19 protein-coding genes are annotated in these 22,030 nt (G+C 38.6%); 5 read left to right on the top strand and 14 right to left on the bottom strand.

Annotated features, from left to right (window positions below):
• Position 1: 1 nt before the first annotated feature.
• The 4 genes from T479_RS04170 to cyoE all read right to left on the bottom strand — a co-directional run bounded on the left by T479_RS04170 (position 2) and on the right by cyoE (position 4,655).
• The gene (locus T479_RS04170) at positions 2-628 is read right to left on the bottom strand and encodes a cytochrome c oxidase subunit 3 (RefSeq protein ID WP_024362174.1); all 627 of its coding nucleotides are present in this window, start codon (positions 626-628) and stop codon (positions 2-4) included.
• Complete coding sequence (gene ctaD / locus T479_RS04165; protein ID WP_024362175.1) at positions 628-2,511, bottom strand: cytochrome c oxidase subunit I; 1,884 nt, start codon at positions 2,509-2,511, stop codon at positions 628-630. The genes T479_RS04170 and ctaD overlap by 1 nt, the downstream gene beginning before the upstream one ends.
• 39 nt (positions 2,512-2,550) lie before the next feature.
• Positions 2,551-3,639: a cytochrome c oxidase subunit II gene (coxB, locus tag T479_RS04160; protein WP_024362176.1), complete on the bottom strand. Its 1,089-nt coding sequence runs from the start codon at positions 3,637-3,639 to the stop codon at positions 2,551-2,553.
• Between the two features lie 98 nt (positions 3,640-3,737).
• On the bottom strand, positions 3,738-4,655 hold the full coding sequence (gene cyoE / locus T479_RS04155) for a heme o synthase (protein WP_024362177.1): 918 nt from the start codon (positions 4,653-4,655) through the stop codon (positions 3,738-3,740).
• Between the two features lie 336 nt (positions 4,656-4,991).
• On the opposite strand from cyoE, the gene T479_RS04150 reads away from it, so the two are divergent.
• On the top strand, positions 4,992-5,915 hold the full coding sequence (locus T479_RS04150) for a COX15/CtaA family protein (protein ID WP_024362178.1): 924 nt from the start codon (positions 4,992-4,994) through the stop codon (positions 5,913-5,915).
• A gap of 378 nt (positions 5,916-6,293) precedes the next feature.
• Here T479_RS04150 and pyc read toward each other — a convergent pair whose 3' ends face one another.
• Genes pyc through T479_RS04135 form a run of 3 tightly spaced genes read right to left on the bottom strand, consistent with a single transcriptional unit; the run spans position 6,294 to position 11,263 of the window.
• Positions 6,294-9,728 (bottom strand): pyruvate carboxylase, encoded by a 3,435-nt coding sequence (gene pyc, locus T479_RS04145; RefSeq protein WP_025218741.1) that lies wholly within the window; start codon positions 9,726-9,728, stop codon positions 6,294-6,296.
• A gap of 11 nt (positions 9,729-9,739) precedes the next feature.
• Positions 9,740-10,921: an FtsW/RodA/SpoVE family cell cycle protein gene (locus tag T479_RS04140; RefSeq protein WP_025218740.1), complete on the bottom strand. Its 1,182-nt coding sequence runs from the start codon at positions 10,919-10,921 to the stop codon at positions 9,740-9,742.
• A gap of 60 nt (positions 10,922-10,981) precedes the next feature.
• Positions 10,982-11,263, bottom strand: coding sequence for an Fpa/YlaN family protein (locus T479_RS04135; RefSeq protein ID WP_024362181.1), 282 nt, complete (start codon positions 11,261-11,263; stop codon positions 10,982-10,984).
• Between the two features lie 182 nt (positions 11,264-11,445).
• On the opposite strand from T479_RS04135, the gene T479_RS04130 reads away from it, so the two are divergent.
• Positions 11,446-11,946 carry a hypothetical protein gene (locus tag T479_RS04130; protein WP_025218739.1) on the top strand — a complete coding sequence of 167 codons (501 nt, stop codon included), beginning with the start codon at positions 11,446-11,448 and terminating at the stop codon, positions 11,944-11,946.
• 12 nt (positions 11,947-11,958) lie between these two features.
• Positions 11,959-12,162 carry a YlaI family protein gene (locus tag T479_RS04125; protein ID WP_024362183.1) on the top strand — a complete coding sequence of 68 codons (204 nt, stop codon included), beginning with the start codon at positions 11,959-11,961 and terminating at the stop codon, positions 12,160-12,162.
• A 96-nt stretch (positions 12,163-12,258) separates the two neighbouring features.
• Here the strand turns inward: T479_RS04125 and T479_RS04120 are convergent, their stop codons facing one another.
• The 5 genes from T479_RS04120 to typA form a co-directional block, all read right to left on the bottom strand.
• Positions 12,259-13,053 carry an ABC transporter permease gene (locus T479_RS04120; RefSeq protein ID WP_024362184.1) on the bottom strand — a complete coding sequence of 265 codons (795 nt, stop codon included), beginning with the start codon at positions 13,051-13,053 and terminating at the stop codon, positions 12,259-12,261.
• Positions 13,046-13,813, bottom strand: a complete 768-nt coding sequence (locus tag T479_RS04115) for an ABC transporter ATP-binding protein (protein ID WP_025218738.1) — start codon at positions 13,811-13,813, stop codon at positions 13,046-13,048. Before T479_RS04115 ends, T479_RS04120 begins: the two co-directional genes overlap by 8 nt.
• Positions 13,814-14,806: an ABC transporter substrate-binding protein gene (locus T479_RS04110; RefSeq protein ID WP_025218737.1), complete on the bottom strand. Its 993-nt coding sequence runs from the start codon at positions 14,804-14,806 to the stop codon at positions 13,814-13,816.
• Positions 14,807-15,061: 255 nt separating this feature from the next.
• Positions 15,062-15,460, bottom strand: coding sequence for a YlaH-like family protein (locus tag T479_RS04105; RefSeq protein ID WP_024362187.1), 399 nt, complete (start codon positions 15,458-15,460; stop codon positions 15,062-15,064).
• 31 nt (positions 15,461-15,491) lie between these two features.
• The gene (gene typA / locus T479_RS04100) at positions 15,492-17,336 is read right to left on the bottom strand and encodes a translational GTPase TypA (RefSeq protein ID WP_025218736.1); all 1,845 of its coding nucleotides are present in this window, start codon (positions 17,334-17,336) and stop codon (positions 15,492-15,494) included.
• 141 nt (positions 17,337-17,477) lie between these two features.
• Between typA and T479_RS04095 the strand changes: the two genes are divergently transcribed.
• Positions 17,478-17,663, top strand: coding sequence for a DUF5325 family protein (locus T479_RS04095; RefSeq protein ID WP_024362189.1), 186 nt, complete (start codon positions 17,478-17,480; stop codon positions 17,661-17,663).
• A 152-nt stretch (positions 17,664-17,815) separates the two neighbouring features.
• Here T479_RS04095 and T479_RS04090 read toward each other — a convergent pair whose 3' ends face one another.
• Both T479_RS04090 and T479_RS04085 read right to left on the bottom strand, forming a co-directional pair.
• Positions 17,816-19,009, bottom strand: coding sequence for a M20 metallopeptidase family protein (locus T479_RS04090; protein WP_024362190.1), 1,194 nt, complete (start codon positions 19,007-19,009; stop codon positions 17,816-17,818).
• 12 nt (positions 19,010-19,021) lie between these two features.
• Positions 19,022-20,548, bottom strand: coding sequence for an AbgT family transporter (locus T479_RS04085; protein WP_024362191.1), 1,527 nt, complete (start codon positions 20,546-20,548; stop codon positions 19,022-19,024).
• Between the two features lie 146 nt (positions 20,549-20,694).
• Between T479_RS04085 and T479_RS04080 the strand changes: the two genes are divergently transcribed.
• Positions 20,695-21,993, top strand: coding sequence for a hypothetical protein (locus T479_RS04080; RefSeq protein WP_024362192.1), 1,299 nt, complete (start codon positions 20,695-20,697; stop codon positions 21,991-21,993).
• The last annotated feature ends 37 nt before the right edge of the window (positions 21,994-22,030 follow it).

The raw sequence follows: 22,030 nt of genomic DNA, 5'->3' as shown, positions 1-22,030 counted from the left end.
ATTATCCGATCACTCCCATCAAGTATACTGCTGTAAAGATAAATACCCAAACTACGTCAATAAAGTGCCAGTATAAGGCAGCCACGAAGAACTTAGGTGCATTATACAAGTTAAGACCACGTTTAGCGTTACGGATAAGTAAAGTTGTAATCCAAACTAACCCTAAAGATACGTGGAAACCGTGTGTACCTACTAGCGTATAGAACGCAGTTGCGAATGCAGATTGGTCAAATGTGAAACCAAGATGCACATAGTGTTGGAACTCATAAATTTCTAGGGCAAGGAAGCCAAGACCTAAAAGTAAAGTGATTGCTAACCAAGTTTGCATACCTTTGTAATTAAAATTACGCATATGGTAAATTGCATAAACTGAAGTTAGTGAAGATGTTAATAATAACATCGTCATAGCAAATGCTAACGGTAATTCAAATAAACCTTGTGTTGTGAACTCCATGCCAGCTGGCCCTTTGTTCTTAAGTGCTAAATAAGTAGCAAATAAACTTGCGAAAAGTACAACTTCACAGGCAAGGAAAATCCAGAATCCAACGATTTTATTTTTACCTTCCATCGTTGCTTGTTCAGGATGGTCTGGCCAAGTATGAGGAGTAAATTTAGTATTGTAATCCATTATTTATTTCCTCCTTTACCGTAAAGTTGTTCTTCAATTTCAAGAATGTCTTCTTTGTGTAGGTGGAAACCGTGATCGTCTTTAACAGAACGGACAATCATTGCACCAAATGTAATAGCAAGACCGATAATTAACACATAAATTGACCATGATTTATCAGCATCTGCATTATAAAGAGCACCGAATGCTGCGATAAATAAACCTAAAGAAATAACGAATGGAATTGCAGAGTTGTTTGGCATATGAATATCACCAATTGGCTCAGCAAATGTTACTTCTTTATTTCCTTCTTGCTTTTCAATCCACCATGGATCTAGACCACGAACAAGTGGTGTTTGACGGAAGTTGTAGAATGGAATTGGTTGTGGAATTGACCATTCTAAAGTACGACCGTCGCCCCATGGATCGCGACCTGCTGGTTTACCTTTGATAGACATTAAGCAGTTGATTACCATTAAGATAACCCCTACGCCCATCATCAATGCACCGATTGTAGAAATATAGTTGAACTGATCCCAACCTTGACCTTCCATGTAAGTGAATACGCGACGTGGCATACCCATTAAACCTAAGAAGTGTTGCACGAAGAATGTTAAATGGAATCCGATAAAGAATACCCAGAAAGTCAATTTACCAAGCGCTTCGTTTAACATACGGTTGAAGAAAATTGGCCAGTAGAAGTGCGCTGAACCGAATAAAGCCGTAACGATACCACCAACGATTACGTAGTGGAAGTGAGCAACGATAAAGTAAGAATCGTGTAATTGGTAGTCAAGTGGAGCAGATGCTTGCATTACCCCAGTAACACCACCCGCAACGAATGACGGGATGAAACCAAGTGCATATAGCATTGGTGTCGTAACTTTAATAGATCCGCCCCAAATAGTTAAGATCCAGTTGAATACTTTCATACCTGTTGGAACGGCGATTGCCATTGTTGCAACAGCGAAGATTGCGTTCGCAGTTGGCCCAAGACCAGTTGTGAACATGTGGTGAGCCCAAACCATGAAGCCTAGGAAACCAATTAAAATTGTTGCGAATACCATTGAAGAGTATCCGAATAGACGCTTACGAGAGAATGCTGGGATAATTTCCGAGAATAAACCGAAAGCTGGTAATACTAAAATATATACTTCTGGATGTCCGAAGATCCAGAATAAGTGTTCCCAAATTACTGTGTTACCACCCATTGTATGGTCAAAGAAGTTACCACCGAACATACGGTCAACTAACATCATTAATAAACCAATTGTTAATGGAGGGAATGCGAATAAGATTAATGCACTTGCTACTAATGTAGTCCAAGTGAATAATGGCATACGCATAAATGTCATACCTGGAGCACGCATTGTAATAATCGTAACGATAAAGTTAAGACCTGAAATTAACGTACCTGCCCCTGAAATTTGTAAACCAAGTACATAGAAGTCAATACCATGACCTGGAGAATATAAAGATAATGATGCATAAGATGTCCAGCCCGCATCAGGAGCGCCACCCATAAAGAATGACAGGTGAAGGAATACAGCACCTAGGAAGAACAACCAGAACCCTAACGAGTTAAGGAACGGGAATGCAACGTCACGTGCACCAATTTGTAATGGTACAAGCATGTTCATAAATGCGAATAGTAATGGAGTCGCAGCAAGGAATAACATTGTTGTTCCGTGCATCGTTAATAATTCATTGAAAAAACCAGCTGACACGAAATCGTTATTTGGTTTCATTAACTGAATACGCATTAATAACGCTTCAAAACCAGCGATAGCGAAGAACAATGTACCGGCTAATAAATACATTACAGCTAACTTTTTATGGTCAACAGTTGTAATGTAATCCCAGACAGCTGCTCCAAAGCCCTTTTTCTGTGTATATGAGCTCACAACTTTTACCTCCCTCAAAGTTTGTTACATAAACAAAAATTATTTCTCTACTGATAAGCCCATGATGTAAGTTGCAAGAGCTTGAATTTCTTCATCAGTTAAATCACCATAAACTGGTGCAGTACCTTCAGGATTCATCATTAAGTTACCTGGTTTGAATTCTCCTGGATTTTTAATCCATGCTTTTAAGCTTTCTTCATTATGGTCTAAGAAACCTGCAACTCGGTTACGGTCACCGAATGTAGTTAAGTTAGGACCAACGCCACCAGTACCGCCTACGCCAGATACAGCGTGACAAGCTAAACAGCTGTTAGCAAATGTTGCTTCACCTAAATCAGTTGAATCTTTAGAAGCAGTTTGTCCTTCAGTTGCTTTCATGTTTGCTACCCAAGCATCGAATGCTTCTGGGCTAACTGTTTTTACTTTAAAGTCCATTAGTGCGTGTGAAGGGCCACATAGCTCAGCACATTTACCATAGAATACGCCATCTTTAAGATCTGCTGATTCTTTATCAAATACTAAGTAGAATTTGTTTAAGTTTTCTACGTTCGTATCCATTTTACCGCCAATCGCGGGAATCCAGAATGAGTGCTTAACATCAGCAGCTTTTAAGTTAAAGTAAACTTTTTGACCTGTTGGTACAACTAATTCTTGAGCTGTTACAATCCCTTGGTTAGGATATTCGAACTCCCACCAGTATAATTTTGCAGTTACGTTTACTGTTAGAGCCGTTTTGTTACCTGCTTCATCTACTTCGTCCATTGCAGCAACATCTGCAAATTTATAAGTAGCTGTAACAACCGGTACAGATAAGATTAATAATAAAATAATAGGAATAACTGTCCAAATTACTTCAAGTGTGTGACTACCTTCTACTTGCTTAGGAATAACATTTTCGCCTACTTTTGAACGGCGGAACTTTAAGAATGCAAGTAAATAGATAACAGATACTACAACTATAACTAACGTCATAATTCCAGTAGCCAACAATAATAGGTTGAATTGTTCTTTACCTACTTGACCAGATGGTTTCAGTGCAGAAATATAATCTTCACCACAACCTGAAAGGAAAACCATCATCACTGCTAGAAGTGAAAAAAGACGCCACTTTTTAAGCCCTTTCATCATAGCTTAATTAAACCCCTCTTTCTTTGTTGTATTTTCATGTGTACCTAGGACATTGGTTCTGTCTATATGAATTCTTGTGAAAGAAAGAATCCCTAAATTTAGCTGAACACCGCAAATATTATAATTGCCACAAATAAGATCGTCATATGATTCAATGAGTAAATAAACATTTTATTTGCCCATTTCATATCATCTTTTGTGGTAAAGCCCTTTAAAGCTAGTATTAACCAGCCTAAGTTCAAAGTAGTCGCAAGCACTAAAAATCCAATTCCAAGCTCAGGTAATAGGAACGGTAACGGGAATAATAAAAGAATCCAGAAAAACATTGAGTACTTCGTTCGTTTAAAACCTTTCACTACTGGTAGCATTGGAATATTAGCTGCACGATATTCTTCAGTACGTTTCATAGCAAGCGCATAAAAATGCGGTGGTTGCCATGCAAACATAATAAGAAAGAGAGCAAGTGCTCCTGGGCCGAGTGCAGGTTCAACAGCTGCAAATCCAATTACAGGTGGAATCGCCCCCGAAATACTTCCGACTATCGTGTTACTAACATGCTTTCTTTTTGACCACATTGAATACAGAACAACATAAGCGAATATTCCTACTAGTCCCCACATGCCGGCTGCAAATGATGCCGTAAATAACAAAATTTCACCTACAATTAAAAATGAGAGGGCAATGGTCAATACAAAATTCGGCTTAAATCTACCTGTAACTGTCGGTCTTGACTTCGTTCGTTTCATAATGGGATCAATATCTCGGTCAATGAAATTATTCATTGCACCAGAACCGCCAATAATTAATGCCGCACCCAGCATGATACAAACGATGACATTAAGCTCTTGCAAGAAATGTCTACCAGTAAACTGAAATGCCAGCCACATCCCTGTAAACGTTGTGACAAGATTCGAGTTAACGATTCCAATTTTTATCAGAGCTAAGAAATCTTTTACAACAGATGTTGATTCTGGATCAGTGTTTCTAGTAGCCGATAACGTACGACCGTTTGACATGTTACCTCTCCTTTCATTTTTGTAAGCATATTCCGCTAACAATAACTATAGCGAAATTTGCGATTGATTTCTAGACGTTTAGTGAAATTTAGATGAAGTTGTAAAAATTAGCTTTGTCTAGAAATATAATTAAAAACAACATATCTATAGTAAAACATTTTCTAAAATGAATTGTGAAGGTTAAAGTACGAAATTATGAACAATTTGTGAAATGGAATCGACATCTATTACTCCCTTCTCTTTACAAGTTGTATTTTAATTGTATTTTAGATATCATCTAGTAGCAGAAACATTACTTTCATGTAATATTGATAGATAAAGTAGGTGACTCATTTTATGCAACATAACAGGTATATGAAGTGGTTTGCTGTTGCCGCTACACTGGGAATGCTCCTTATTTTACTTGGCGGGGCACTTGTTACAAAAACCGATAGTGGCTTGGGCTGTGGTCGAAACTGGCCAGATTGTAATGGTTCTCTTATCCCAAAAGAAATTACAACAGAAGTATTAATTGAATTCTCTCATCGTCTTGTTACAGGAGTCGTATCCATCTCAATTCTCGTTCTAACAATTTGGACATGGCGGAAACTTGGTCATATTCGTGAAGTAAAATTTTTAGGTTTTTTATCGATGTTCTTCTTAATTGCACAGGCACTTATTGGAGCAGCTCAAGTATTATGGGGACAAGGAGACTTCATTCTAGCTCTGCATTTTGGAATCTCGCTTATTTCTTTTGCAGCCGTTCTTCTTCTTTCTATGATTGTATTTGAAGTTGATCGAAAGTTTGATGCAGATAACGTATTTATTGGGAAAAAGCTACGTTGGCATACAATCGCTGTCACAATTTATTCTTATTTAGTCGTTTATACAGGGGCACTTGTTCGACATACAGATTCTAGTTTAGTATGTCCTGACTGGCCATTTTGCTACAATGAAACACCTTTTGCTCAACCAAACAATATGTACGAATGGGTTCAAATGGGACATCGACTGGCAGCTATCATTATTTTCATTTGGATTACATACATAACTTGGCACGCTATAAAAGAATACAAACAACAACGTGTTATTTATTATGGCTGGATTACTGCTTTCATCATCGTTATTCTACAAGTTTTAGCAGGTATGTTAGTAGTCCTTACTCGATTGAATTTAACAGTAGCTTTATTACACTCATTGTTCATTTCACTTTTATTCGGCCTTCTTTGTTACATGATTATGCTCGTAGCACGTAGCAATTATAATGAAAAAAATAAATAACATTCGAAAAGGATTCGACACGTTGCTGTCGAATCTTTTTTATTTTCCATCACATCCTTCCTCCTGACCTCAAAATAATGCGTGCCTTTAATTTTTGCGAAGAAACAACTGGATTATATTATTTTTTTGATGTCTTCGTAGTTAAAGAATAGGCCACCTTCAGCAATAAAACGGTGGACAATTGCAACCTATTTGTGGCTAAGTCAGTGCAATGGCTAAAGACGTTGAATGTCTAGAAAGAAAGTGGGCTTTAATGCTCTTTTCAAACCATCTGTTATGAAAATGGATTTATAACATGCCTTAAGCACTTTCTACTATTAAGAAAAAAGGTTATTAGTGCGCTACAATATAGCTACTAATAACCTTTTTTATCGTTAATTATTCAATTTCAATTAATAAATCACCTGTTGAAATGGCATCTCCTGCACTTGCGTATACCTCTTTCACTATACCATCCTTTGGTGCCTGTACAGTTGTTTCCATTTTCATGGCTTCGGTAATTAACAAGTGGTCACCACGTTTGACAGGGCTGCCTTTAGATACAACGACTTTTAATACAGTCCCTGGCATTGTTGCCCCAATTTGGTTCGGATTGCTTGGGTCTGCCTTGAGAGCTATGCTGCCATCCACTTCTACCGTCATATCTTGAATGACAAGCTCGCGCGATTGACCATTTAATTCAAAGTAAATAACACGTGTACCATCATGCTGTGGTTCACCAATCGATACCAGTTTAATAATTAACGTTTTGCCTTTTTCGATTTCTACTTCAATTTCTTCGCCTAGCTTTAAGCCATATAAAAACGTTGGCGTATCTAGCACTGAAATATTACCGAAGGACTCTAGCGTTTTCGCATACTCTTCAAATACTTTCGGGTAAAGTGCATAAGCGAGTATATCTTTCTTCGTAACAGGACGATTTAATTTATCCGCCAATACTTCCTCTAGCTGTTCAAAGTTAACAGGCTCTAACAGTTCACCTGGTCGAACAGTAATTGGTTCACGCTCTTTCAATACCACTTTCTGAAGTTCCGCTGGGAAGCCCCCATGTGGTTGCCCTAAATAACCTTGGAAAAATTCAATAACGGAATCAGGGAAATCAATCGTTCTCCCTCTCGTTATAACGGTTTCTTCATTTAATTCGTTTTGCACCATAAATAATGCCATATCACCGACTACTTTAGATGACGGTGTCACTTTCACAATGTCTCCAAATAATAGGTTGACACGTGAATACATGCGTTTTACTTCATCCCAGCGATCACCTAATCCGACAGCCTTTGCTTGTTGTTGTAAGTTGCTGTATTGACCACCCGGCATCTCATGGACGTAAATTTCAGAATGAGGGCTAATCATGCCACTTTCGAAATCTTTATAGTATTTACGCACATCTTCCCAGTAATAAGAAAGCTTTTCAAGCGATTCAATCTCTGCACGAATTTCACGTTTACTACCTTTCATCGCATAATATAAAGAGTTAGCACTTGGCTGTGATGTTAAACCTGCCATTGCACCGAGTGCAGTATCTAAAATATCTACCCCTGCCTCGATTGCTTTTGCATATAAATAAATCCCATTGCCACTTGTATCATGCGTGTGCAAATGAATTGGTAGGCTTGTCGCCTCTTTAAGCTCCGATATTAAGCGGTAAGCAGCTTCCGGCTTTAACAACCCAGCCATATCCTTAATCGCTAAAATATGGGCTCCTGACGCCTCTAGCGACTTCGCCATATCTTTGTAATACTGCACGGAGTATTTTGCACGTCCGTCATCTAAAATATCACCTGTGTAGCAAATCGCAGCCTCTGCAATTTTCCCTGCATCTCTTGCTGCATCAATGGCAACTTCCATTCCTTTAATCCAGTTTAAACTATCGAAAATACGGAAGACATCAATACCCGATGCAGCCGACTCAGCAATAAACGCACGAATTAAATTATCGGGATAGTTCGTGTAGCCTACAGCATTCGCCCCACGCAATAGCATTTGGAACAGCACATTCGGTATTTGCTCACGTAGCTTAGCTAAGCGTTCCCATGGATCTTCCTTTAAAAAACGATACGCTACATCAAACGTTGCGCCACCCCACATTTCTAACGAGAAGAAATTATGCATCATACGTGCTGTTTCATCTGCAATTTGATACATATCTTGTGAACGCACACGCGTAGCTAATAAGGATTGATGTGCATCACGGAACGTTGTATCTGTTAATAACACATCATCTTGTTGTAAAATCCACTGCACTAAACCGTTTGCACCTTGCTCATCTAAAATTTGCTTTGTACCCGATAACGGCCGCCCATTCAAATCCACAAGTGGCTTAATAGGCTGTGAGAAAATTGGCTTGGCCTTGTTTTCCACCCCTGGGAAACCATTTAGCGTCACATTACCGATATAACTTAACAGCTTTGTCCCGCGGTCTTGTCGCACAGGGAAATTGAATAATTCAGGCGTTGTATCAATAAAGCTCGTGTCAAACGAACCTTCTAAGAAATTTTTATGCGTTACTACATTATTTAAAAATGGAATATTCGTTTTTACCCCGCGAATACGGAATTCTTTTAAGTTACGGTCCATTTTCGCAGCCGCTTCTTTAAAAGTCATACCTGATGTTGAAATTTTCACAAGCAATGAATCATAATACGGTGTAACAACGGCACCTTGGAATCCGTTCCCTGCATCTAAACGAACGCCAAAGCCACCACTTGAACGATATACCATTAACTTCCCTGTATCTGGCATAAAATCATTCGCTGGATCTTCAGTTGTTACACGTGCTTGAATCGCATAACCAATCATCGGAATATTCGCTTGTTCCGGTATGTGTATTTCTTCGCTATGCAAGCTGTAGCCTGCCGCTACCTTAATTTGCGCATGTACGATATCAATGCCTGTAATCATTTCCGTAATTGTATGCTCTACTTGAATTCGAGGGTTTACCTCGATGAAATAAAAGTCATCGCCCGCAACTAAAAATTCAACTGTCCCTGCATTTATGTACGAGACATTTTTCATTATTTGAACTGCTGCATCACAAATTCTATTTCTTAAATTTTCTGAAATTGAATTCGATGGCGCAATCTCTACAACCTTTTGATGGCGACGTTGAATCGAACAATCACGCTCATATAAATGCACAATATTGCCCATTTTATCGCCTATAATTTGAACTTCAATATGTTTTGGGTGAAGTATGCATTTTTCTACATACACTTCATCAGACCCAAAGGCTGCTTTTGCCTCTGATTTGGCACGTTCATAAGCAGATGCTACATCATCCTTTGTTTGCACGACACGCATGCCGCGCCCACCGCCACCTAAAGAAGCTTTAATCATAAGCGGGTATCCGTATTGTTCACCAAAAGCTTGTACTTCTTCTACTGAAGCAACTGGACCATCAGTACCCGGAATAACAGGAATATCTGCGTTAATAGCTTGTTCACGCGCTTTTACCTTATCGCCAAACATATCTAAATGTTGTGAAGTAGGACCAATAAATAAAATGCCCTCTTCCTCACAACGACGTGCAAATTCCACGTTTTCTGATAAAAAACCATACCCTGGATGAATCGCATCAACGCCTGCATCCTTAGCGATTGCAATGATGCCTTCAATATCTAAATACGCATCGATTGGTTTCTTGCCTGACCCTACTAAATAAGCCTCATCCGCTTTAAAGCGATGGAATGCTCCACTATCCTCACGTGAATAAATAGCGACTGTGTGAATGTTGAGCTCCGTACACGCACGGAAAATTCGAATTGCAATTTCTCCCCGATTGGCTACAAGGATTTTGTTGATTGATTCCATAGGTATCCCCCTTATGTTTGTGATTTCCTTCTTTCTACCTTTTCGAACATGGAAACATTAATCAATATCCCCATAGCTAAAGATAGCAAAATTATAGATGTCCCGCCGTAACTAATGAAAGGCAGCGTGACACCGGTTAACGGGATTAACCCGGTTACACCCCCAAGATTAATAAACGATTGCCAGGCAATCCAGCTCGCAATCCCAGCAGCAATCATACGTGCTAGTGGATCTTTTGTTCGCAATGCAATGGAAAAACCTTTATATACAATAAATCCTAAACCACCTAAGACGATTAGAACTCCCCAAACGCCAAGTTCCTCCATTACAATCGCCATTATAAAATCGGTTTGTGGCTCAGGCAAATAACCTAATTTTTGAATAGATTGACCGAGTCCTCTACCTTCTAGACCACCACCGCCAATTGCATAATAACTATTGACAACTTGGTGACCTACTCCATTTTCAAATTCAAATGGATTAAAATAAGACTCGATACGTCCTTTACGGTTCCCTTTTAATAATTCACCTTTAAATAGCCAGAGCATGCCTAGAATAGCTGTACCAAATGCACCTAACACACCAAAAAACTTCCAAAATGTTTTAAAAGGAATACCACTTGCTGCGACCACAGATACAGCGATACCACATAAAATAATAACTGCCCCTAAATCTGTTTCAAAGGCTACACCAGCTACAACAAGTATCCAAAGGAAAATTGGATAAAAAATCTCTGTCGGCTGAAGCTTTTCAAATGTATACTTTTGAGATTTCCGATAAAATGCTGCTGCAAAATATAAAATTATAAATAGTTTCGCATATTCGGAAGGCTGGAAATTCCCCAATCCTGGTACACTAATCCAACTTTGAGAGCCTACTTCCTCTGCCCCATTACCAGCTACTTTTACCCAAGTAAAAAGCACAATTAACACAATCGTCAGTAACAACATAATATTCTTATTTGCATAATGCTTATAAGGGAAAAATGCTGCGGCCACAAATCCTAAAGACGCGACTGCTAAGTTAGTAAGTTGTTTTCGATAAAAATAATCAGGTGCTTGTTCTTTGTGGACGATTGCCACCATCATACTTGAGCTATAAATCATTACTAAGCCAAATAAACTTAACAACAAAACCGTAAAAAATAATGGGTAATCAAAATTTTGAGCATATCGTTTTAAGTATTGTTTCATTGGAAAACCTCGTTCTAGAAAAAAAACTCAAATCGCAAGCAGCGTTTGAGTTTTTTCTTTTTATTTGTCTGTATACGCGTCATGTAGTACAGAAAGTTCCTTCTCGAGTGAATCGAGAATGGCCTTGCCTTTTTCGCGTTCAATAAGTCCAAGCTTCACAGCAAAGTCAATTTCACGTGAAAGGCCGAACATTTGTGTATCTAATACTTCTTCATATAAAGGGCATTGTGGCATCGTTAAATGATCCATTTGTACTCGAATGAGGCGAGCAATTTTATCTGCATCAGCAACTAAAAGCTCCAAAGCCTTCTCTTGAAAGGAAGTTTGTGATTTCGTATCCATGAGGACGCCCCCATTATCTGATATTTCTTCGATTCTATCTTAATAAAGTTTATCTTTTAGTCGCTAAAAATGCAAGTGTCTTCGTCGGAAAATAAACAATCCGAATTATATTTCTTTATTATCTCCTTGCATTAGCGTTATACTAATTCATGGATATACAAGATTTGAGGAGGATTTCTATTATGGAAACAATTATTCCTATTAAGGGTGCAGTTTCGTATCAACTAACATTAGATCCCACGGTTTGGATTTTTGACGATCGTAAATTAGACTTAAATACGTACTTCCAGGCAAGTGCAGTAGAGGAAGATGCGGATACAAAATATATGCGCGAAGTCGGTGCTCACTGGTCACGCGAAATTATGGAAGGTGCTACTTTCCCACCAACATTAAAATCAGAACGAAAATTCGACCGCAAAGGGATGGAAACGGGCACTTTCGGTATCGAATTAAGTCACTTCTTGAAAAATGCTGAAGTTAAACCCGAAGCGACAACAATCGTCATTGAATGCAAAAACGGGGAAGAACATGCATTTACAATTGAACAAGCACAGACATTAATTTTTAAATACAGTCAGGATGGCAAACCTTTAACCGAAGATGGACCCGTTCATGTATTATTTGGAGACGGCTCCAATGTAGACAGCCCTATTAAAAATGTGTTAGCCATTCGTGCGGAATAGGGAGGGAATGCGATGCGCGTAAAATGTGTCATTTGCGATACTATTAACCAGTTAGACGATGATTTACCGTTAGCAAAAAAACTGCGTAATCGTCCGATTCATACGTATATGTGCGACACATGCCATGATCGAATTAAGGAAAATACGGTGGCACGTATTGAAACGGGAAATTTCCGCTTTTATCGCACCTCACCACAAATGGACAAAGAATTTTAAGTGCCAGGCACTCATACAATTTAAAAAGCGCTCGCTCTAGCAGATTTAACAGTACAAAACGCAAAACCCTATTCATACAGGTTTTGCGTTTTTTACTTAGCCATTATTTTTGATAATCACTTTTTCCAGCAATTCGACAACTTGATACATAATTGTCGCGAAGAAAGCGATAATGAGCAGTGACATAAGGACAAGATTAAAGTTAAATACTTGGAAGCCATAAATAATTAAATAACCAAGCCCCTTTGAAGCAACTAAAAACTCACCAACAATCACACCAACCCATGACAAACCAACATTCACTTTCAAAGTCGAAATAATAGTTGGAAAAGAAGCAGGCAAAATCACCTCTTTGAAAGTTTGCCAACGAGTTGCACCAAAAGTTTGTAACACTTTACTGTAATTGGGATCCACACCTTTAAAAGCGGTGTACACAACAATGGTAGTAATGATGATAGATATCAGAGCACCCATTGCAATAATCGAAAAATAACCTGGTCCAAGTGCAACGATTAAAATCGGCCCTAACGCCACTTTTGGCATAGCATTTAATATTACTAAATACGGATCTAAAATTTTGGATAACATCGGAGACCACCAGAGGACAGTTGCAATCAAGGTCCCTAATAATGTTCCAGCAATAAAGCCGATAATCGTCTCCATTAACGTCACACCAACATGTAATGTGAGTGTGCCGTCGCTTACTTTTTCAATAAACGTTTGCCATACATAGGTTGGTGAGCTAAAGATTAAACGGTCAATCCATTCAAGCCTCGAGAGCAGCTCCCACCCCCCAAAAAAGACCAGTAAAATAATGATTTGATATAGACGAACGAAGCGCTTTTCCTTCTTTAGCAATTGTTGATATTGTTTAAACAATGTATTATCCAAGACTCTCCAGCTCCTTCCAAATCGTTTGGAATACATCTGAATAAGCTGGATGTTGCCTTACATCGAACGGAGATAATTGTTGTAACTCAGAAGGTATTTCAAACACTTTGTGTAACATGCCTGGATTAGCCGAGAAAAGAAATACCCTTTCACTCATAGCGATTGCCTCACCAATATCATGTGTGACAAGAATCGCCGTTTTCTGATAGGCCTTTAATGTTTCGACAACTAAATCTTCAAGCTTTAACTTAGATTGATAATCGAGCGCTGAAAATGGTTCATCTAGCAATAATATTTTCGGATTAACCGCTAAAGTCCTTGCAAGTGCTACGCGTTGACGCATTCCTCCGGATAACTCTCTCGGATAATAACTTCCGACATGTGGCAAACCAATTTCATGTAAGAGCGCATTGGCCGTTACTTTATGCGTTTTATTATCCCGCTGCATGATTTTTAAACCAATGGTGACATTGTCCTCAATCGTTTTCCACGGGAATAGATAATCTTGTTGAAGCATGTAGCCGATAAGTGCCTGATTATGTGGCGCAATAATTTCGCCATCAATAAAAACCTTGCCTTCCGTTGCAGGAAATAACCCAGCAATAATGGACAAGAGTGTGGTTTTTCCACAGCCACTTGGCCCTATAAAAGAAACAAACTCCCCTTCACGAATATCTAGATTAATATCTTTTAAAACTTCCTTTGCCTGCGTACTAGAAAAATAACTATGGTGAATATGATCTAGTTTTAAAAATTCCATTTACTCTGCAGCCTTTTTTGCAAACTTTGTATTCACAAGCTCTTCATATTTTACTCGTTGAGGAAGTTCACCTGCTTCCTCCATAATTGTTTGTAAGTTATCCCACTCTTCTTCATCCAAAATTGGATCTGTTGCATAAGAGCCTTGTGATTTATAACGTTCGACCACCGTCTCAATTAACGCTACATCAACATTTTCAAAATACGGCTGAATTACTTTTGCCACTTCTGCCGCACTTTTCTCTTGTACAAAATCTTGTGCTCGCTTCAGCGCATTAGTAAATCCTTGCACCGTTTTAGCATCATCCTTTAAGTAGCTACTTTTTGCCATAAAGGACGTGTATGGTAAATGGCCTGATTCCGTGCCAAATGAAGCAACAATATAACCTTTCCCTTCTTTTTCAAACACACTCGCTGTCGGTTCAAACAACTGAACATAATCTCCTGTTCCTGAAGCAAAGGCTGTAGCGATATTGGCAAAATCAATATTTTGAATAAGTGTTACATCTTTTGTAGGATCAATGCCATGCTTTTTCAAGACAAACTCCCCAGCCATTTGTGGCATTCCACCTTTACGTTGCCCTAAAAATGTTGATCCTTTTACATCTTCCCATGAAAAATTATCCATCTTTTCACGGGCTACTAAAAATGTACCATCTGTTTGTGTTAATTGTGCAAAGTTTTGAATCGGATCGTTCGCACCTTGAGCTGTTACATAAATGGATGTTTCTGAGCCAACTAAGGCAATATCGATGCCATCTGAAAGTAACGCTGTCATCGTTTTATCGCCACCAGCAATCGTTTGTAGCTCAACAGAAAGTCCTTCCTCTTCAAAAAAACCTTTTTCAAGCGCTACATATTGCGGAGCATAGAAAATCGAGCGCGTCACTTCTCCGACCTTTACTTTTTCTAGCTCCGCTTTATTACACGCTGCCAATGAAAGGAGCAACAAAGCAATACTACTAAATAACAAACCTTTTTTAAGCCAACGCATTCCATTTCCTCCTTGATTGATAAATAGCCTATCGAGACTAACTTATTCACGTTAGAAGATTTAGGTGCCAACCATTTTGTCATATGTCATCAATTGATTGAACATAGATGCACAGCTATTCTTTCATAGGTAGATTGCCTAAGACGTAAAAATTTTCTCTTTCAAAGAAAAAAAGCCCTAGCAAATAAATGCTAAGACTTTTTTTATGCCCTTAAAACTTAAGGTAAGTTTTATGGTAAAGGAGCCAAGCTACTATCATTGATTGGCAGCTTGTTGCTCTTCTCTTTTTTCTCGCCACATACGTGTTTTGTATACAATCAAAATTAACGCCGCTACGATGAGGCCTTCAATCATAGGTAGGAATAACGCGAAAAATGTCAACATAATACACCCCAAAAATAGGAACACATAAATGACAATATTTTGAGATAGCTTTAACTTTTTTGCAAAGCCTAATTTATAGACAATTGCAGAAAGTACAAAGACAAGAAGAAATACAACATAGCCTGCAACTTCATAGCTTGGTAAATTTTCATATAGAAATCTTGTAATACCAGCCATTCTCCCATAAACCTTTGTTGTTTCCTCTGCATTTGTTGATGCAGCAACTTGAATAACATTTAGTTCACCCAATAAAGCGGACTTTATATCCAAGACTCCCTCTCCCTTTCATATCAGCGGAAAATTATTGTTCAGCGTTTTTTAATTTTTTCGCTGCTTTCTCACGTTCGTTTTTATCTAGAATTTTTTTACGAAGGCGAATTGATTCAGGTGTGATTTCTAAGTACTCATCATCCCCTAAGTATTCAAGCGCTTCTTCTAGAGATAAAATACGTGGTTTTTTAATAACATTCGTTTGGTCTTTATTTGCTGAACGGATGTTTGTTTTTTGTTTCATTTTTGTAATATTTACAGTGATATCGGCGTCACGAGTATTTTCGCCAACAATCATACCTTCGTAAATGTCTGTACCTGGCTCCAAGAATAGTGTACCACGGTCTTCAATCTGCATCATACCATAAGTTGTTGATTTACCAGTTTCCATAGAAACGAGTACACCTTGGTGACGACCACCAATTTTCCCTGGTAATAATGGTTGGTAGCAATCAAACGTATGGTTGATAATACCGAAACCTTTTGTCATCGACATAAATTCAGTTGTATAACCGATTAATCCACGAGCTGGTACTAAGAACGTTAAACGCACTTGACCACTGCCGTTGTTCACCATATCAAGCATTTCACCTTTACGAGTACCAATAGATTCAATAATAGAACCAACATTTTCTTCAGGTACATCGATTTGAACACGTTCGAATGGTTCACATTTAACACCATCGATTTCACGCACGATTACTTGTGGTTTTGATACTTGTAATTCAAAACCTTCACGACGCATATTTTCAATCAGGATTGATAAGTGAAGCTCACCACGACCTGAAACTGTCCAAGCATCTGGAGAATCAGTATCTTCAACGCGTAAAGATACGTCTGTTTGTAATTGCGCACGTAAACGCTCTTCTACTTTACGAGAAGTAACCCATTTCCCTTCACGACCTGCAAATGGAGAATTGTTTACTAAGAAAGTCATTTGTAAAGTTGGCTCATCGATACGTAAAGGCGTAAGCGCTTCTTGATGTTCAACAGGGCAAACTGTTTCTCCTACGTTGATATCTTCCATACCAGAAACGGCGATTAAGTCACCAGCTTTTGCTGTCTCAACTTCTTCACGTTTTAAGCCGAAGAAACCAAAGATTTTTGTTACACGGAAGTTTTTCACTGTACCGTCTAATTTCATCAGAGCAACTTGTTGACCTACTGAAATTGTTCCGCGGAATACGCGACCAATTCCGATACGTCCAACGAAGTCATTATAGTCAAGTAAAGCTACTTGGAATTGTAATGGTTCTTCTGAGTTATCAACTGGTGCTGGGATAGCTTCAATAATTTTTTCAAATAGACATTTCATATTTTCTTCTTGTTTAGATGGATCAGCGTCTAAAGAAGCCGTACCATTTACACCTGAAGCATACACAACAGGGAAGTCTAATTGATCGTCATCTGCACCTAACTCGATGAATAACTCTAATACTTCATCTACTACTTCAAGTGGACGAGCTGAGTCTTTATCTACTTTGTTCACTACTACAATCGGTGTTAACTTTTGTTCTAACGCTTTTTTCAGTACGAAGCGTGTTTGCGGCATACAACCCTCATACGCATCGACAACTAGTAAAACGCCATCTACCATTTTTAAAATACGTTCTACCTCACCACCAAAGTCGGCGTGTCCAGGCGTATCAAGGATGTTGATACGAGTTCCGTTATAGTTGACAGCAGTATTTTTTGCTAATATTGTAATACCACGTTCACGTTCGATATCGTTAGAGTCCATTGCACGTTCTTCAACACGTTCGTTTGAACGGAATGTACCAGATTGTTTTAATAATTGGTCGACTAAGGTAGTTTTACCATGGTCAACGTGGGCGATAATTGCGATATTGCGAAGATCTTGACGTAAGTTTGTCATTATTCCACTCCATATTCTTTTTTCGAATGTTTAACTGTGATATTATAGCACAAGAAGGATGTAAATGTCCTTATTAGAATTTCTATCATTCTAAAAAAATATTTTTAATCACAAATTTACTATAAATTAGGGGGCTCGGTTATGAATCGTGGAAAAATCGTAATGGCCATTTATGCACTAGCAGCTGTGCTAGCAATGTGTTCTATCGGGTATTCAGTAGCAGCAAGTAATATTTGGGGAGTAATAGCAGGTATTGTAGCTACTTGTGTCATTTTTATGACAGCTTTTAAAATGAAGCGTAAACTTCGCGAACAAGGCTTACTTTAATGTTAGTATTTGCACTCTAACTACCTATATGTGTCTAAAAAGAGGCATTGTCCATAATAGACAACGCCTCTTTTTGGCTATATTTCACAACATAATTCTTTAATGTTTAGCTACTATCTCCTCAGCCTGCAAGCAAACAAGTGATTCTTTCATTAATAGTCTTTTGCCAAATAATCTAACGTTGCTTGACCTAAAACATTGGCGGCAATCCGCAATGAACGTTCATCAATATCGAATTTTGGATGATGGTGTGGATACACTTCTTGCCATGCTGGATTTTTTGCCCCAGTAAAGAAAAATGCCCCTGGTATTTCCTCTAAATAGTACGCAAAATCCTCACCACCCATCGTAGGGTCAACAAATTCAACCGCTTCGACATCTGCTACTTTTCTTGCTGACGCCATCACATGCTCTGTTTCTGCCGCATGATTCACCACTGGTGGGTAACCACGACGAAACTCATATTCATAGTCCGCTTTTGTTAAATAACAAGTTGCCTTTAATAGCTCTTCAATTTCACGCTCCAGTAAATCGCGCTCCTCCTCATGGAAGGTCCGGACAGTCCCCTTCATATAGACTTGGTCTGCAATGACATTAAAAGGGTTTAACGCCTCAATATGACCAACTGATACTACCGCAGGACGCAATGGATTAATACGACGTGCTACAAGTTGTTGTAAATTTGTAATAAATTGTGCTGCCAGCAAGATGGAATCCTTCGTATCGCTTGGATTTGAGCCATGACCACCCTTTCCTTTAATCTTAATGTAAATGCCATCAGCCGCAGCCATAAATGGTCCAATTGCTGTTTGCACCTTACCAAGTTCTGTTGGTGCCCATAAATGTGTGCCAAATATTACATCGACACCTTCTAAACAGCCATCAGCAATCATTGATTTCGCTCCACCTGGTGCAAGCTCCTCTGCATGTTGATGAATAAAGACAATTGTCCCCGCTAAGTTTTCTTTCATTTGATTTAATGCCTTCGCCAAAATTAATAATGAAGCTGTATGTCCATCATGACCACATGCATGCATGCGCCCTTTTATTTTTGATTGGAATGGCAGACCTGTTTCTTCTGTAATAGCTAAAGCATCAAAGTCTGCACGTAATGCCACTGTTTTCCCTGCCTTAGCACCAACTAACTTCGCTACAACACCGTTACCCCCAACACCTTCACGTACTTCATGCCCTAAAGCACGATGAAATGCAGCAATCGTTTTCGGTGTTTCAATTTCTTCAAAGGAAAGCTCGGGATTTTCATGAAAATGACGACGAAGTTGAATCATTTCCTCTTCATATCGTTTTAATAAATCAACTAACTGCTCTTGCTGTAATACTGCCATTAGTAACACCCCTTATTTTAAGTATATATAATCTCCAGGTCCTAGTGGTAAACCAAGTAGGAACCAAATGGCGAACAGTATAATCCAACCGATTGCAAAGAACACAGAGAATGGTAGTAACGCGGAAATTAGTGTCCCCATCCCGATATTTTTATCGTAGCGTTTGGCAAATGATAGCAAAATAGCAAAATACGGTAGCATTGGTGTAATTGGATTGGTAATAGAGTCTCCTACTCGATAGGCCATTTGCGTAACAGCAGGGGAATAGCCTAAGTAAAGGAACATTGGAACGAAAATTGGCGCAAGTAAAGCCCACTTCGCAGAAGCGCTGGCGATAAGTAAGTTAACGAAAGCACATATTAAAACAAATCCTATCATCATTGGTAAACCTGTAAAATTTAATGCTTGTAAAAGTTCCGCTCCTTTAATGGCTAAAATAGCACCGATATTACTCCAGTTAAAAAAGGCAATCATTTGTGAAGCGGCAAATGCTAAAACAATAAATGGAGCCATATCCGCAATCGATTTAAAAATTTTCTCAGCCACTTCCTTGTCATTTTTCACTTCTTTTGCCGCAATGCCATAGGCAAGACCTGGTAAAAGGAAGAAGAATAACATAATCGGCACAATACCTGACATAAATGGTGAATTTAAAAAGCCCCCTGTTTCCGGATCACGTAAAAGACCGTTAGACGGAATGACCGTAAATGCAATAACTGCACTATAAATGACTGTCACCAGTCCTGCCCATCGTAAACCACGCTTTTCTAAAGCAGTTAGCGGTTCTAACATTTCAACCTTGCCTTCAAACTTACCAAAGCGAGGCTCAGTAAACTTTTTGGCAACCCACGTACCAATCCCAATTAGTAAAAATGTCGAAGCAATTAAAAAATAATAGTTCATCGTTGCTCGACCTGTGTAGCCAGAATCTGCAATCTGTGCTGATGATTCCGTAATTCCCAATAACAATACATCAAGTGAACTAATTAAAATATTGGCACTAAAGCCTCCAGCTACTGCGGCATATGTAATAATTAAACCTGCTAGTGGGTTTCGACCAATGCTCATAAAAATCATCGCTGCAATTGGCGGTAAAATAATGAACGCTGCATCGGCAGCTAGATTCCCCACTAAACCTGTGAAAATAATAAATGGCACGATTAATTTTGTCGGAGCTGACAGCACTAGCTTTTTCATTACGGCAGATATAAGCCCTGTTTGCTCGGCTAAACCAATACCAATCATTGTCACAATCACTAATCCCAAAGGAGCGAAGCCTGTAAATGTTGATACCATTTGCGTTAATATTAAAATAAGACCTTCTTGACTTAGCAGATTTTTTACTTGAATAACATCTTCAGTGCCTGGTTGAACTGCTGAAACACCAAACATCGATAATATCCATGATAAAACAAGCACAATACCTGCTAAAATAATAAATAGCGTGATGGGGTCTGGTAGTTTATTACCCGCCTTTTCAATGCTATCTAGCATTCTATCAATCCAAGATTTTTTTACTGTGTCTAAATTTTTTTGCATAAGCCCCTCTCCTTCTCTGTGTTATTCGACTTGTGCTATTCATCTTAATCCTCATTTAAGACATTGATAGCATGTGTCCTTAATACAAAGAAACCATATTTTTAGAATATTTTCAATATTTAATTTATAGTTAAGGAGCTTACTCTATGTATAAAATTAATGTTTTCACCGCTAAACTATCTCTCTCATGGGTAACGCAACTAGAGAAAATCAAGCCATCTTTTTGCCATTTCCATTACCATCCCTACACAGATTTTGAGCATTTAAATGCGCTGCTACAGCAACATTTACTAGCTGGAGATGGTGCACTTTTTAGCGGGCAAATCCCATACTTTTTTTCGCAAACATATTTTCCAAACACGGCTATCCCCATGCTCTATTTTGATATTTCAGAGCGAGATTTTTACCGTGTCTTAACGGAGTTATTTTATGACAATACAATTGCTATGAATCGGATTGCCATTGATTTTTGTTATGAAGAGAATGAATACCTCGGCATTCATGAATGGTCAATCGGTAGACAGCCCTATCTATTTAGTCAAACAATGAACGAGTTCGCAAGCAACGATATTGTTGAGAAGGCTGCTAATTGGCATATTCAGTTACATCGCGACAATAAAGTAGATTTAAGCTTTACGCGCATTGCAGAAATGCGCGAGCGATTGGCACAGCTAAATATACCGTTTATCGCGTTTCACCCATCACTCCATGCTATGCAATTAACATTGGATCAGTTGGTCAATCAGCTTCAGCTTCGACAACTTGAGCAAAATAAAGTAGTCGTTGTCCATATTTTAATTCCGATTGATAAATCCAATATCGATGAATTGGAATATCGACAAATTGCATTATATAAAGCCATTTTAGATTTTAAGCAACGCTATGCAAGCACCTTTATCGTGCATCGCGAAGCTTCTTATATGGCTCTTATTACAACCTATCAGCAATTTTTAATCACAACCGATGATTATAGCCATTGTCAACTTGTAGATTTTTTAGATGATACATTACAATTTCCTGTAAAAATAGGTTGGGGTATCGGTAACTCTTTAACTGAAAGTCAGAAATACGCAAAAAGGGCTGCTACGCTCTGCTCTTCCAAGGAAACGCAAGGCTATATTATTGAACATGAAAAAGAAATTGGTCCGTTGCTAAACGGGACTTTATTGCAGTTTGATAACGAAAAACAACAGCTCTTACAAAAATTAAGCGTTACCCATGATCTTCCTTTATTACAATTGCAAAAAATCGAGGCTGTTATCGAAAGATTAGCAACAACTATCGTCAATGGCGAACTGCTAAGCAAGCATTTAGGCATTACTGTACGTTCTGCAAACCGCATTTTAAAACAACTGCATGAAAAAAATTTAGCTGTTGAATTACCTAGCACTACTTCCACCACTCGAGGACGTCCGAAAAAATACTATCAGCTCGATTTAAATTAGCGCATACAAAAAACTGTTTAGGAATCAACAGTCCTAA

Origin of the sequence: Lysinibacillus sphaericus (genome assembly GCF_000600105.1) — a bacterium.
GTDB classification, from domain to species: domain Bacteria; phylum Bacillota; class Bacilli; order Bacillales_A; family Planococcaceae; genus Lysinibacillus; species Lysinibacillus sphaericus.
The sequence above is the reverse complement of the archived record's forward strand: the minus strand, read 5'-3'. Positions and strand labels throughout refer to the sequence as shown.

What these genes read in the sequence shown, in the direction of transcription:
- T479_RS04170 (WP_024362174.1), bottom strand. Translation starts at nt 628, where the DNA reads ATGGATTACAATACTAAATTTACTCCTCATACTTGGCCAGACCATCCT.
- coxB (WP_024362176.1), bottom strand. Translation starts at nt 3,639, where the DNA reads ATGATGAAAGGGCTTAAAAAGTGGCGTCTTTTTTCACTTCTAGCAGTG.
- cyoE (WP_024362177.1), bottom strand. Translation starts at nt 4,655, where the DNA reads ATGTCAAACGGTCGTACGTTATCGGCTACTAGAAACACTGATCCAGAA.
- T479_RS04150 (WP_024362178.1), top strand. Translation starts at nt 4,992, where the DNA reads ATGCAACATAACAGGTATATGAAGTGGTTTGCTGTTGCCGCTACACTG.
- pyc (WP_025218741.1), bottom strand. Translation starts at nt 9,728, where the DNA reads ATGGAATCAATCAACAAAATCCTTGTAGCCAATCGGGGAGAAATTGCA.
- T479_RS04140 (WP_025218740.1), bottom strand. Translation starts at nt 10,921, where the DNA reads ATGAAACAATACTTAAAACGATATGCTCAAAATTTTGATTACCCATTA.
- T479_RS04135 (WP_024362181.1), bottom strand. Translation starts at nt 11,263, where the DNA reads ATGGATACGAAATCACAAACTTCCTTTCAAGAGAAGGCTTTGGAGCTT.
- T479_RS04130 (WP_025218739.1), top strand. Translation starts at nt 11,446, where the DNA reads ATGGAAACAATTATTCCTATTAAGGGTGCAGTTTCGTATCAACTAACA.
- T479_RS04125 (WP_024362183.1), top strand. Translation starts at nt 11,959, where the DNA reads ATGCGCGTAAAATGTGTCATTTGCGATACTATTAACCAGTTAGACGAT.
- T479_RS04115 (WP_025218738.1), bottom strand. Translation starts at nt 13,813, where the DNA reads ATGGAATTTTTAAAACTAGATCATATTCACCATAGTTATTTTTCTAGT.
- T479_RS04110 (WP_025218737.1), bottom strand. Translation starts at nt 14,806, where the DNA reads ATGCGTTGGCTTAAAAAAGGTTTGTTATTTAGTAGTATTGCTTTGTTG.
- typA (WP_025218736.1), bottom strand. Translation starts at nt 17,336, where the DNA reads ATGACAAACTTACGTCAAGATCTTCGCAATATCGCAATTATCGCCCAC.
- T479_RS04095 (WP_024362189.1), top strand. Translation starts at nt 17,478, where the DNA reads ATGAATCGTGGAAAAATCGTAATGGCCATTTATGCACTAGCAGCTGTG.
- T479_RS04090 (WP_024362190.1), bottom strand. Translation starts at nt 19,009, where the DNA reads ATGGCAGTATTACAGCAAGAGCAGTTAGTTGATTTATTAAAACGATAT.
- T479_RS04085 (WP_024362191.1), bottom strand. Translation starts at nt 20,548, where the DNA reads ATGCAAAAAAATTTAGACACAGTAAAAAAATCTTGGATTGATAGAATG.
- T479_RS04080 (WP_024362192.1), top strand. Translation starts at nt 20,695, where the DNA reads ATGTATAAAATTAATGTTTTCACCGCTAAACTATCTCTCTCATGGGTA.